Origin of the sequence: Arthrobacter sp. NPDC056493 (assembly GCF_042795115.1) — a bacterium.
Taxonomy (GTDB): Bacteria; Actinomycetota; Actinomycetes; order Actinomycetales; family Micrococcaceae; genus Arthrobacter.
The window spans coordinates 1-12,796 of record NZ_JBHTSL010000070.1 but is presented as its reverse complement, the minus strand read 5'-3'; the positions used below and the strand labels follow the sequence as shown (position 1 = coordinate 12,796).

The 12,796-nt window shown below is 70.4% G+C and carries 11 protein-coding genes; 10 read left to right on the top strand and 1 reads right to left on the bottom strand.

Annotated features, from left to right (window positions below):
* Nucleotides 1-77 precede the first annotated feature (77 nt).
* Complete coding sequence (locus ACFQ50_RS21285; RefSeq protein ID WP_377997614.1) at nucleotides 78-1,442, bottom strand: glutamyl-tRNA reductase; 1,365 nt, start codon at nucleotides 1,440-1,442, stop codon at nucleotides 78-80.
* Nucleotides 1,443-1,600: 158 nt separating this feature from the next.
* Here ACFQ50_RS21285 and hemE point away from each other — a divergent pair, with 158 nt between their 5' ends.
* The 10 genes from hemE (at nucleotide 1,601) to hemL (ending at nucleotide 12,756) form a co-directional block, all read left to right on the top strand.
* Nucleotides 1,601-2,695, top strand: coding sequence for a uroporphyrinogen decarboxylase (gene hemE, locus ACFQ50_RS21280; protein WP_377997613.1), 1,095 nt, complete (start codon nucleotides 1,601-1,603; stop codon nucleotides 2,693-2,695).
* A 6-nt stretch (nucleotides 2,696-2,701) separates the two neighbouring features.
* Nucleotides 2,702-4,201, top strand: a complete 1,500-nt coding sequence (hemG, locus tag ACFQ50_RS21275) for a protoporphyrinogen oxidase (RefSeq protein WP_377997612.1) — start codon at nucleotides 2,702-2,704, stop codon at nucleotides 4,199-4,201.
* 116 nt (nucleotides 4,202-4,317) lie between these two features.
* The gene (locus tag ACFQ50_RS21270) at nucleotides 4,318-5,358 is read left to right on the top strand and encodes a hypothetical protein (protein WP_377997611.1); all 1,041 of its coding nucleotides are present in this window, start codon (nucleotides 4,318-4,320) and stop codon (nucleotides 5,356-5,358) included.
* Nucleotides 5,359-5,432: 74 nt separating this feature from the next.
* Nucleotides 5,433-6,134 carry a hydrogen peroxide-dependent heme synthase gene (gene hemQ / locus ACFQ50_RS21265; protein ID WP_377997610.1) on the top strand — a complete coding sequence of 234 codons (702 nt, stop codon included), beginning with the start codon at nucleotides 5,433-5,435 and terminating at the stop codon, nucleotides 6,132-6,134.
* A complete protein-coding gene (locus ACFQ50_RS21260; protein ID WP_377997609.1) occupies nucleotides 6,131-7,366 on the top strand; it encodes a ferrochelatase in 1,236 nt (411 codons plus the stop codon). The genes hemQ and ACFQ50_RS21260 overlap by 4 nt, the downstream gene beginning before the upstream one ends.
* Complete coding sequence (gene hemC, locus ACFQ50_RS21255; protein ID WP_377997608.1) at nucleotides 7,363-8,361, top strand: hydroxymethylbilane synthase; 999 nt, start codon at nucleotides 7,363-7,365, stop codon at nucleotides 8,359-8,361. The genes ACFQ50_RS21260 and hemC overlap by 4 nt, the downstream gene beginning before the upstream one ends.
* A 17-nt stretch (nucleotides 8,362-8,378) precedes the next feature.
* On the top strand, nucleotides 8,379-9,287 hold the full coding sequence (locus ACFQ50_RS21250; RefSeq protein ID WP_377997607.1) for a uroporphyrinogen-III synthase: 909 nt from the start codon (nucleotides 8,379-8,381) through the stop codon (nucleotides 9,285-9,287).
* 42 nt (nucleotides 9,288-9,329) lie between these two features.
* Nucleotides 9,330-10,310 carry a porphobilinogen synthase gene (hemB, locus tag ACFQ50_RS21245; protein ID WP_377997606.1) on the top strand — a complete coding sequence of 327 codons (981 nt, stop codon included), beginning with the start codon at nucleotides 9,330-9,332 and terminating at the stop codon, nucleotides 10,308-10,310.
* Nucleotides 10,310-11,395, top strand: coding sequence for an LLM class flavin-dependent oxidoreductase (locus tag ACFQ50_RS21240; protein ID WP_377997605.1), 1,086 nt, complete (start codon nucleotides 10,310-10,312; stop codon nucleotides 11,393-11,395). The genes hemB and ACFQ50_RS21240 overlap by 1 nt, the downstream gene beginning before the upstream one ends.
* 29 nt (nucleotides 11,396-11,424) lie before the next feature.
* On the top strand, nucleotides 11,425-12,756 hold the full coding sequence (gene hemL, locus ACFQ50_RS21235) for a glutamate-1-semialdehyde 2,1-aminomutase (protein ID WP_377997604.1): 1,332 nt from the start codon (nucleotides 11,425-11,427) through the stop codon (nucleotides 12,754-12,756).
* Nucleotides 12,757-12,796 lie beyond the last annotated feature (40 nt).

Here is a 12,796-nt window from a genome sequence, read left to right as displayed (position 1 = left end):
GTTCACGGGCAACATCAATGCTGCGCGGGGAGCCTATGGAAAGCTTGCGGGACCTTGTTTGTCAGAACATGCGCCGGTTAGGCGGAGTTCCTGTGTGCCTCGTGTTCGGGCAGGGCGCCAGTACTCTGCTGGCTTGGGGCGAGGGCACTGTGGTCCACGGGGCATTCGGCCTTGGATGCGGCAGCCGGCTGCTCCACCGTGATGCCGTACAGGGTTTCCAAGGCAGCGACGTAGTCGTCCTGCTGGCCGTTGGATGCCAGCTCGCGGGCGCGCACCGTGGGGACATGGAGCAGCTGCTTCACCATGCGGCGCAGCGCAAACTCCACCTCTTCGGCAGCGGCGGTGCAGCCGTGGCGGGCGCGCACCTTTTCCATTTCCGCGTCGAGCACGTTCATGGTGTGGCGGCGGAGGGCCACAATGGCCGAGTCCACGGACCGAGCCTCGCGTTCCTGTTCAAAAGCCCGGGCGGCGCCGGAAACCATGGTGCTGGCCTGGGCGAGGGACTCCGCCTGCTCCTGGGGCGCTGCGAGCCGCACGGACTCCAGCGTCAGCAGCTCCACGCCGTCGAGTTCTCCGACGGCGGGATCAAAATCGTGGGTGAGCGCCAGGTCGATGGCGATCAGCGGCTGGGCGGACCCGGCGCGGACCCGGGCGAGCTCGTCGGCTTCCACCCTCGTGTCCGAGCCGCTGCAGCCGATCATGACGTCGGCGGCGGTGACGGCGGCGTGCAGGGAGTCGCCGTCGAGGGCGGTCCCGCCGCGCGTTGCCACGAAGGTGGCCGCACGTCCGGACGAGGAGAACACCGAGATGTCGCGGCAGCCGCGTTCCCGGAGGAGGGCCATGGTGGCGCCTGCGTAGGCGCCGGTGCCGAACACCACAACCTTTTTCCTCGACCAGTCGGTCTCTTCGGAAAGGTCGGTGGCGAGGTCCAGGGCCACGGAGACGATGGACAGGCCGCGGGAGCCGAGCGCAGTCTGCGCGCCGACGTCCTTGGCTGTCTTGGAGGCGGCCTGGAACAGGCGGACCAGTCCTGCGCTTGCCGTGCCTTCGTGCTGGGCGGTGATCAGGGCCCGGCGCACCTGCCCGGCGATTTCACGTTCGCCGACCACCGCGGAGTCGAGTCCCGAGCTCACGGCGAACAGGTGCTTGGTGACCTCGGGGCCGGTGTTCGTGCTGAATGACCGGGACACCAGCTGCTCGCTGAGTCCGCTCGATTCGCTGATCTGGCCCACCAGGGCGGCGCGTGCAGCCTCCACGTCGTCGGCGTGCGGCGCCTCGCCGTAGATTTCGTAGCGGTTGCAGGTGGCAAGGACAACCGCGCCCTTGACCGCCGGGGAACCGGCGAGGGCGGACGTGGCAATGCCGGAAGAACCGTTGCTCAGCTGAGCAACGGTTTCGAGGTCGATGTCGGCGTGTGTAGCCACCAATGAGAAAAGAACCACAGCAGGACAATCATAGCTTTTTCGCACCCCCGTAGAACAACCCCCTGCCCGGAAGCGGGGCTTCCGCGGCTGTGATTCCGGCCACGGCCCGGTTGGGCACGCGCGGGATGACAGGCTGTCGTTATCTTTTGGGGGCGAATTTGGGCACAATCAAAGGCATGACTTCTAGCGCTGTAACCCCCGCCGGTACCGGACTCGATGCAGGCCATCCGCTTCGCGACGGACGCACTGCAGACTCTCCGCTCATCACGGCGTACCGCGGCGGCAAGCCCAGCCGCCGTCCGGTGTGGTTCATGCGCCAGGCGGGGCGTTCCCTGCCTGAATACCTGAAGGTGCGCGAGGGCGTCGCCATGCTGGAGTCCTGCCTGCGGCCCGAGCTGGCCTCGGAAATCACCCTGCAGCCGGTGCGCCGGCACGACGTTGATGCGGGCATCTTCTTCTCCGACATTGTCATTCCGCTCAAGCTTGCCGGCGTCGGCGTGGACATAGTTCCGGGCGTGGGGCCGGTCCTGCACAAGCCCGTGCGGACCGCCGCCGACGTCGCGGCCCTGCCCCGCCTCACCGAGGAGTCGCTCGAACCCATCCGGGAAGCTGTCCGGCTGACCGTGGACCAGCTCGGCAAGACCCCGCTGATCGGCTTCGCCGGAGCACCCTTTACGCTGGCCGCATACATGGTGGAGGGCCGGCCCTCCCGCGACCATCTTGGTCCGCGCACCATGATGCACGCCGACCCCGAGACCTGGACGGCGCTGGCCAACTGGGCCGCGGACGCCTCCGGCCTGTTCCTCCGCGCCCAGTTGGAGGCCGGCGCCTCGGCCGGCCAGTTGTTTGACTCCTGGGCGGGTTCCCTTGGCCTGGCGGACTACACCCGCTTCGTCGCCGCAGCCTCATCCCGGGCGCTGGACCACGTCCGCGACCTTGGCGCGCCGCTGGTCCACTTCGGCACCGGCACCTCCGAACTTCTCGTGGCCATGCGCGACGTCGGTGTTGACGTCGTCGGCGTCGACTACCGGCTGCCGCTGGCGGAGGCCAACCGCCGGCTGGGCGGCACCGTCCCGCTGCAGGGCAACATCGATCCGGCGCTGCTGTCTGCCCCGTGGGAGGTCCTTGAGGCGCACGTCCGCGAGGTCATCGCGTCGGGCGCGGCAGCCCCCGGCCATGTGCTGAACCTCGGCCATGGCGTACCGCCGGAGACGGACCCGGACGTCCTGACGCGCGTCGTCGAACTCATCCACTCCATCTCTCCGGAGTAAAGGGCCGTGGCTGCAGGCAGTCCTCCGGCTTCCGGGCGCACGGCGCTGGTGGTCGGCGGCGGCATCTCCGGGCTCCTGGCCGCACGGGAGCTGGCCCGGGCGGGCCTCAACACCACCGTGCTGGAAGCTGCCGACGCGTGGGGCGGCTGTGTGGGCCGGCACGACGTCGCCGGGCTGACCCTGGACAGCGGCGCCGAGTCCTTCGCCACCCGTTCCACCGCGGTGGCCGATCTGGCGGCCGAACTGGGGCTGGGCGGACACATCGTTGCCCCGCGGCCCGGCGGCGCCTGGGTGCAGCTGCCGGGCGGACCCCGTGAACTTCCCAAGACAGGCGTGCTGGGCATCCCCGCCAATCCGTGGGACCCGGAGGTGCGCCGCTCGCTGGGCCTGGGCGGCTCCCTGCGCGCCTCGCTGGACAAACTGCTTCCGGCCTCCATAGGGACCACCGCCGAGGTTTCCAGCGTCTCCGCGCTGGTGCGGGCCAGAATGGGACGCCGCGTCCTGGAGCGGCTGGTGGAACCCGTGGTGGGCGGCGTGCATTCGGCTGATCCCGGGCTGCTCGACGTCGATATGGTCGCCCCGGGGTTGCGCGCCGGCGTCGCCCGGCACGGCTCGCTGGCGGCCGCTGTGGCCGCCCAGCGCAAGGGGGCCGGAACCCAGGCCGCGCGAACCCAGGCCGCGCCGGCGCAGGGCGCGCAGACCCAGGGCAAACCTGCCAAGGCAGGCTCCGCCGTCGCCGGACTGAAGGGCGGCATGCACACCCTCGTCACGGAGCTCTTGGCGGACCTCCGGGCGCGCGGCGTGCAACTGCTGCCGGCTACTGCGGCCACCGCTGTCACGCGGACCCCGCGCGGCTGGGAGGTAGCGGCGGGGGAGGACGGCTTCACGGCAGACGTCCTGGTGGTCGCTTTGGACGGGCCGTCTGCGGTACGGCTCCTCGGGGAAGCGGTCCCGGCCCTGGCCGGGCATCAGCCCGGGCCCGGACCCTTGGTCAAGCTTGTGACACTCGTGGTTGATCTCCCGGCGCTGGACCGTCGGCCCCGCGGGACCGGAATCCTGGTGGCGCCGCAAACGGAGGGAATCCGGGCGAAGGCTCTCACCCACGCCACCGGCAAATGGGACTGGGTAGCGGAAGCGGCCGGAAGCGGCAGGCACGTGTTGCGGCTCTCCTATGGGCGCAGCGAGGGTGCTTCAGCGGCTTCGGCAGGGTCTGCGCCGGGGCCGGAATCAGCACCGGACGAGGAACTGCTTGACACGGCCTTGCGGGATGCGTCAGCGCTGCTGACAGTGCCCGTCACACGCGAGGCGCTGGTGGACTGGGACGTCGTCAGCTGGGCCGGAGCCCTGCCTTTTGCCGCTGTGGGGCACCGGCAGCGGGTTGCCGAAGTGCGGCAGGTCTGCGCCGGCGTCGACGGGCTGCTGATGGTCGGCGGCTGGCTGGCCGGCAACGGGCTGGCGGCTGTGGTGGCCGACACGAAAGCGCAGGTCACGGCCTTCCTGGCGTAGGGCATCCCGTGGCCCCGGGGATGCCCGGAGACAGGTTCCCTGCCGCCCGCGATACCGTCTGGCCGGCCCGCCCGCAAGTTTTCCCCGGCACGAAAATGTGTCTAGGGTCGATGACTATGGTCAATCAGAAGTCCGATGGTTTTCGTTCGCTGACTGGTTTCCATGGGGGTCTCCGGCGCGGCACCGCAGCAGCTGCGTTCGGGGCGGTACTGGTCCTATCCGCAGGTGTTCCTGCATCCAACGCTGCTGCGTCCGACCTGCTGGGGGATTCGGAGCAGTCCGGCACTGCCGGGACGGGGCTCACCGCCACCGTCGACGCCGCAGGCCTCGAGGCCTGGGCGGCGGCAGCCCTGTCGAACGACCACAGGTCGGGGGAACCCCGGCCCTCGGACCAGCCCGCACCCTCGGTGCCGCCGTCGCTGGCACCCGTGGTCCGAATTCCAACGCCGGATCCCGCTGTGACCATCTCGGCCGGCCCGACGCCGGCCGTTCCCGTGCCGTCGCCCTCTGTCACGGTCCCGTCCGTTCCGGTTCCCACTTCTCCGGTCCCGTCCGTTCCGGTCCCGACTGTTCCCGTACCGACCACTCCGGCACCGTCGTCTCCAGCCCCGCCGGCAGGCTCGTCCGGAAGTTCGGCGCCTGCCCCGACCCGGTCAGCGAGCCCGGCAGCCCCATCCTCGCCGGCGGCCCCATCCTCGTCCGGAACAGCATCGCCGTCGGGAACGGCAACGGGAGCCGGAGGCTGGCCGGGACCCTCAACCGGCACCGGCGGCACCCCCGGCGGCCAGATTCCGGGCGCGGTGGCAGGAACCACCGGATCCTCTGCGCCCGCCGCCGGCAGTTCCCAAAGCGCAGCCAGCACCAAGTCCGCGGACGCCAGCCCGTTCGGGGAGATTGCGGGCCTGTCAGGCGGAGCCGGGCTGCGGGGACGCTCGGCCGCGGGCATTGCTGGCGGAGTCTGGGGCTCGGCACAGCTTGCCGGCCCCAACAACATGGCCACGATCAGCTCGCCCTACACGCGGGGACCGGCCGAAAATGCCGTTATGGGCGTCTCGCGGAGCGGCACCATTGCGCCGCAGGTGTGGTGGGGAGCAGGGCTGCTGGCGCTGGCAGGGGCGGCGGGTGTGGCTGCAGTCCGGATCCGGCGGTCGCTGTGAAATAAACCACTTCTACGCGACGTAGAAGTCGAGTTTTTCGACTTAGGCCGCATGGAAGGGGCAGGATAGTAACCATGAGCCACACTCCTGCCGAATCTGTCACTAAAACCGAAGAATCAGCCGAGCAGTTCTTCACCCTCTGGACCGTTTTCAAGCGCTCCGCCGAGGTCCTCCGCAGCGCCGATGCCGCCGAGGATTTCGACGCCCTGGTAGCACGCCTGGCCGAGGGAGGGGTGACCCACCGTGGAAGCTACGACGTTTCCGCCATGCGCGCCGACGCCGACGTCATGGTCTGGCTCCACGGCCCCAAGCCCGAGGCGCTGCAGCAGGCCATCCGGGATATCCGCCGCAGCAAGCTGTTCGCGGGAACCGAACTCGTATGGTCCGCCATGGGCGTCCACCGCGAGGCGGAGTTCGCCAAGAACCACACCCCGGCCTTCTCCCGCGGCGTCGAACCGGCCGAATGGCTGTGCGTGTACCCGTTCGTCCGCTCCTATGAGTGGTACCTGCTGCCGGACAACGAGCGCGGCCAGATGCTGCGTGACCACGGACTGCTGGGCCGCGACTTCCCGCAGGTCATCTCCAACACCGTTTCCTCCTTCGCGCTGGGCGACTGGGAGTGGATCCTTGGCCTGGAGGCGCCCGAGCTCGTGGACCTCGTGGACCTGATGCGCCACCTGCGCTCCACCGAAGCGCGCAACCACGTCCGCGAGGAGATCCCCTTCTACACCGGGCGGCGGATCACGGCCAGTGAGATCGCCGAGGTCCTCGCATGAGCCCGCTGGATCCCCAGGAGGGCACCGGAAATCCGGTCACCGAGGCCGGCAGGATGGCCCCCAAGGAATACGACGGCGTCCTCCTCGCCTCCTTTGGCGGTCCCGAGGGCCAGGACGACGTGATCCCGTTCCTCCGCAACGTCACCCGCGGCCGGGGGATCCCCGATGAGCGCCTCGAAGAGGTGTCCCACCACTACCGCGCCAACGGCGGCATCAGCCCGATCAACCAGCAGAACCGCGAGCTGAAGGCAGCCCTCGAAGCCGAGCTGGCTGCGCGGGGCATCGAGCTGCCCGTGCTCTGGGGCAACCGCAACTGGGATCCCTACATCCCGCAGACCCTCCAGGACGCATACGACGCCGGCCACCGCCGGCTGCTGATGCTCACCACGAGCGCGTACTCCTGCTACTCCAGCTGCCGCCAGTACCGCGAGGACATCGGCATGGCACTGACCGAAACCGGGCTCGACGGCAGGCTGGAAGTGGACAAGGTCCGCCAGTACTTCGACCACCCCGGCTTCGTGGAGCCCTTCATTGCGGGCACCGCCCAGGGAGTCGCCGAGGTGCGCGCGCAGCTGGCCGCCGCCGGCAAGCCCGACGCCCCCATCCACGTGCTCTTCGCCACGCACTCCATCCCCACCCGGGATGCGGTGGCCGCCGGCCGCTCCGGGGACGAGCCCCGTGAGTTTGCCGAGGATTCCGCCTACGTGGCACAGCACCTGGCCAACGGCGCGGAGATCATGCGCCGCGTGGAAGCCGAGTCCGGCCTGCCCGCCCCGTGGTCGCTCGTCTACCAGTCCCGGTCCGGTGCCCCGCACATCCCGTGGCTCGAGCCGGACATCAACGACGCCATCGAAGAGCTCGCCAAGCAGGGCGTCGCGGGCATCGTGATCGTGCCACTGGGCTTCGTCAGCGACCACATGGAGGTCGTCTGGGACCTGGACACCGAAGCGCTGCAGACCTGCCAGGACCTCGGCCTCGCCGCCACGCGGGTACCCACTCCGGGAACGCACCGCCGCTTCGTCGAGGGGCTCGTGGAATTGATCTGTGAACGCACGGTCGCGAACAACATCGCCGACCGCCAGGCCGTCACGGGCCTCGGCCCGTGGTACGACGTATGCCGCCCCGGCTGCTGCGAAAACTTCCGCGGCGAAAAGCCCACCATTGCCGGCGCCGACACCACGGTCGGCCAGGGGCACGACCCCTACCCGGCCGCCGGGCAGGACGCGAAGTGACGGTACGGATCGGCACCAGGGCGAGCAAGCTCGCCCTGACCCAGACGCAGCAGACCGCCGACCGGCTGGCCGCCGTCGGGGGTTTCGACGTCGAGCTTGTCCACGTCAGGACCGACGGCGACGTCCTCACCGGATCGCTGTCCCAGATGGGCGGCACCGGCGTCTTCGTCGCCGCGCTGCGCGACGCGCTGCTGCGGAACGAATGCGACGTGGCCGTCCACTCCCTGAAAGACCTGCCCACGGGTTCCGCCCAGGGCCTGGCGCTGGCCGCAACCCCGCCCCGGGTGGACGTCCGCGACGTCCTCTGCGCCCGCGACGGCCTCAAGCTGGCCGACCTGCCCAAGGGCGCCCGCGTGGGCACCGGCTCTCCGCGCCGGGCTGCGCAGCTGCGCGCCGTCCGCCCCGACCTGGACATCGTGGACATCCGAGGCAACGTGGACACTCGGCTGGGCCGCGTGCCCGGGCTGCCCGGCAACGCCACCGACGCGGTGGTTGACGGGAAGTCGTGCGACCTCGACGCCGTCGTCCTCGCCGCCGCCGGGCTGGAGCGGATCGGCCGCCTGGACACGGTCACCGAATACCTGGAAACGGACATCATGCTCCCGGCAGCCGGCCAGGGATCGCTGGCCATCGAATGCCGCACCGCCGAGGCGCCCCGCCGGGTCGGCTCCACCGAAGGGTCGCAGGGCGTGCTCGCCCAGGCGCTGGCCGCCCTTGACGACGCCGACACCAGGCTTGCGGTCACGGCTGAGCGTGCACTGCTGGCCCGGCTCGAGGCAGGCTGCGCCGCCCCCGTGGGCGCCTACGCGTACCGCAAGGGCAGCATGCTTCACCTGGAAGCCGTGGTGTGTGCTGTGGACGGCACCGCCTCGGTGCGGGACAAGCGGGCCACGGACGGGCTCACCGAGGTGGGCGCCACCCTGCTCGGCATCGAACTGGCCGAGGTCCTGCTGGCAGCGGGGGCTGCGGACATCGCGGACCTGACGGCGTCCTGACCGCAGCCGGCCACCAAATGGGAACGACGAGCGGGCAGTACCCGGCGGGCGAACGCACGCTTGAAGACCGCCCGCTGGAAGGGTGCCGTGTCCTGGTGACGCGGAGCCCCGAGCGGTCCGGGCCCCTCGCGGAGGCGCTGCGGCTGGCCGGCGCGGTTCCCCTCCTGCTGCCGCTGACGGACGCCGAACGCGCACCGGACCAGGCGGCGCTGGACGATGCCTTTGAGGCGCTGGGCGCGGGCCGCTTCGAGTGGCTCGTGGTCAGCTCCGCCACCACCGTCCTCGCGCTGCGGGAAAAGGCGGCGGAGCGCGCAGTCAAACTGCGCGAGTGGCTTCCGGCTGCCACCCGCGTTGCCGCCGTCGGCCCCGCCAGCCGGAAGGCGCTCGAGGCAGCGGGGATCGCCGTGCACTTCGAGCCGCAGCATGAGCACTCAGCGGCCGGTATCGTCAACGGGTGGCCCGGAGGTCCCGCCGAGGTTCTTCTCCCGCAGGCCGATATCGCGGCCCCTGCGCTGGCGCGGGGGCTGGAGGCGAAGGGCGCCCGGGTCCGCACCGTGGTGGCCTATGCCACGGTGGACTTCCCGGCCGAGCCGGCGCGGCGCCTCGGCCAAACTGTGAACGGCCCCGGCCAGCCTGGCGGTGACGGTACCGGCGGTGAAGGCAGCGCCGCGCTGCCGTTGCTCACGCCCGCCGAAGCGAAAGTGGAGGTCGACGACGGGGCCCTGGCCGCCGTCGTCGCCGCCTCACCCACCGCCGTGCGGCGCATTGGCGCCACCCTGGCGCCCCTCGGCCCCTGCCGCCTCGTGGCCATCGGCCCGGCGACAGCGGCCGAGGCGGAAGCCCTGGGCCTCGTGGTGGCTGCCACGGCCCGGGAGGCCACGCCGGAAGGGCTTGTCGCCGCCGTCATCCTGGCGCTGGCCCCCTAGACATCCATTTCCCAACAGCAGGAAGACAGTGAAGGACAGGACATGAGCTTTCCGCACCACCGCCCCCGGCGGCTCCGCACCACCCCCGCCATGCGCAGGCTTACGGCCGAGCACCGGCTCGCCGCGGCAGACCTGATCCTTCCCGCGTTCATCCGCGAGGGGCTGCAGGAGCCCAACCCGATCGCCTCCATGCCGGGCGTCGTGCAGCACACCACCGACACCCTCAAACGGGCGGCGGCCGAAGCCGTGGAACTGGGCGTCGGCGGCATCATGCTGTTCGGCATCCCTGAGACCCGGGACGCGGAGGGCACGGCGTCGCTGGACCCGGACGGGGTGCTCAACAGGGCCATCCGTGACGTCCGGGCCGAGGTGGGGGACAGTCTCGTGGTGATGAGCGACGTCTGCCTTGACGAATTCACGGACCACGGCCACTGCGGCGTCCTGGACAGCGACGGCTATGTGGACAACGACGCCACGCTGGAGATCTACGCGAAGATGGCGGTGGCCCAGGCTGACGCCGGCGCCCACGTGCTGGGCCCGTCCGGCATGATGGACGGACAGATCGGCGTGATCCGCCAGGCCCTGGAGGACGCCGGCCACGTGAACACCGCCGTGGTGGCCTACGCCGCGAAGTACGCGTCGGCGTTCTACGGCCCGTTCCGGGAAGCGGTGGACTCCCAGCTGAAGGGCGACCGCAGGACGTACCAGATGGACGCCGCCAACCGCCGCGAGGCCATCCAAGAGGTGGAACTTGACCTTGCCGAGGGTGCGGACATGGTGATGGTCAAACCGGCCATGAGCTACCTCGACATCCTGGCCGACGTCGCCGAAATGAGCCCCGTTCCGGTCGCCGCCTACCAGATCTCCGGCGAGTACGCCATGATCGAGGCCGCCGCTGCCAACGGCTGGATCGACCGGCGGTCTGCCATCACCGAATCTGTTCTTGGCATCCGCCGCGCCGGGGCAAACCTGGTCCTCACGTACTGGGCCAGCGAAATCGCCGGCTGGCTCAGGGAATCCTGATGCCGGCGCCAGGCACGGGGCCGACCGCTCCCGTGGGCCCCGGCAAGATCCTGCTGGGCCTGAACACGTTCGGCGACGTCGGCGTGGACGGCGCCGGGGAACCGAAGCCGCATGCCCGGGTGCTGCGGGAGCTGCTGGACCAGGCGGTCCTGGCTGACGCCGTCGGGCTTCACGCCTTTGGTGTGGGGGAGCACCACCGCCGCGACTTCGCCGTGTCCGCCCCCGAGGTGTTCCTCGCAGCCGCCGCGGCCAGCACCACCCGGATCCGGCTCGGTTCGGCCGTGACCGTCCTGAGCTCGGACGACCCCATCAGGGTGTTCCAGCGCTTCTCCACCGTGGACGCCCTGTCCGGCGGCCGCGCCGAGGTGATGCTGGGCCGCGGCTCGTTTGTCGAGTCGTTTCCGCTGTTCGGCCTGGACCTGGCGGACTACGAGGTGCTGTTCGAGGAGAAACTCGAGCTGTTCGACAGGGTGCGCGCGCAAAAGCCGGTCCATTGGGAGGGCCGCACGCGGCCCGCGCTGGCCGGGTTGAGCGTGTATCCGCCGCTGGAGCACCACCTGCTGCCGGCCTGGATCGGCGTGGGCGGAACCCCGGAGTCTGTCCTGCGGTGCGCGGAATACGGCTATCCGATCATCTTTGCCATCATCGGCGGCCAGCCCCGCGCGTTCGCCCCGCTGGTGGACCTGTACCGCGAGGCGATGGCCAAGTACGGCCAGCCCATGCAGCAAATCGCCACGCATTCCCCCGGCCACATCGCCGAGACCGACGAGGCGGCCCGCGAGGAGCTTTTTCCGCACTGGCTTGCCCAGCGGAACAGGATCGGCGCCGAGCGGGGCTGGGGCCCGGGAAACCGCCGGGAATTCGACGCCATGTGCGGGCCCGAGGGCGCGCTGTACGTCGGTTCGCCCGAGACGGTGGCGCAGAAGATAGCACTGCTTAAGCGGAACCTCGGCGTCGACCGCTTCGACCTGAAATACGGCAACGGCACGCTGCCGCACGAATCCATGATGCGCTGCATCGAACTCTTCGGCACGGTGGTGGCACCGCGCGTGGCCGAGCTGCTTTCCGGAGACACTGTCCGGTGACACTCCCGCAGACTGAAAGAATGGAAACCATGACTTCCAGTACCCCTCGCAACGAGGAACTTTTCGACCGCGCCCGCCAGCTGATGCCCGGCGGCGTGAACTCCCCGGTCCGCGCCTTCGGTTCCGTCGGCGGCACCCCCCGCTTCATGGTGGCGGCCAAGGGCCCGTACCTGACCGACGCCGACGGCAAGGAATATGTGGACCTGGTGTGCTCCTGGGGCCCGGCCCTGCTGGGGCACGCCCACCCGGCCGTCCTCGACGCCGTGCACGCTGCTGTGGACCGCGGCCTCTCCTTCGGCGCCTCGACCCCCGATGAGGCCAACCTCGCGGCCATCGTCAAGGAACGCGTTTCCGCCGTCGAACGGCTGCGCATGGTGTCCACCGGCACGGAAGCCACCATGACGGCGATCCGGCTGGCCCGGGGCTTCACCGGCCGCAACCTGGTCATCAAGTTCGCCGGCTGCTACCACGGGCACCTTGACGGGCTGCTCGCGTCCGCCGGCTCCGGCGTGGCCACCCTCGCGCTGCCCGGCTCCGCCGGCGTCACGGCCGCCACCGCTGCCGAGACCCTGGTGCTGCCCTACAACGACCTCGGCGCCGTCGAGGCCGCCTTCGCCGAGCACGGGCCCAACATCGCCGCCGTCATCACCGAGGCGGCGCCCGCCAACATGGGCGTGGTGACGCCAGGCGAGGGCTTCAACGCGGGCCTCTCACGGATCACCGCCGCCCACGGCGCCCTCCTGATCGTCGACGAGGTCCTGACCGGCTTCCGCACCGGCTACTCGGGCTATTGGGGACTCACCGGCGGCGCCGCTGACGCTACGGAGAAGTGGACCCCCGACCTGCTGACCTTCGGCAAGGTGATCGGCGGGGGCATGCCGACGGCGGCCCTCGGCGGCCGTGCGGACGTCATGGACTACCTGGCGCCGATCGGTCCCGTCTACCAGGCGGGCACGCTGTCCGGCAACCCGGTGGCCATGGCTGCCGGCGTCGCCACCCTGACGCACGCCACCCGGGACGTGTACTCGTTCGTGGACGCGCGGTCGCTGGAACTGTCCGGCGCCCTGTCCTCCGCCCTGGATGCGGCCGGCGTTGACCACTCCATCCAGCGTGCAGGCAACTTGTTCTCGGTGGCGTTCGGAACGTCCGGGCAGGGGGTCCACAACTACAGCGACGCACTGAAGCAGGAGTCGTTCCGCTACGCGCCCTTCTTCCACTCCATGCTGGATTCGGGCGTCTACCTCCCGCCGTCCGTCTTCGAGGCCTGGTTCCTGTCCGCGGCGCACGACGACGCCGCCATGAACCGGATCTTTGAAGCACTGCCCGCCGCCGCCGAGGCGGCCGCCGCAGCGAAGGCCTAAACCGCCTTCGGGCTCTTAAAAACTCTGGCACCCGCCGCGG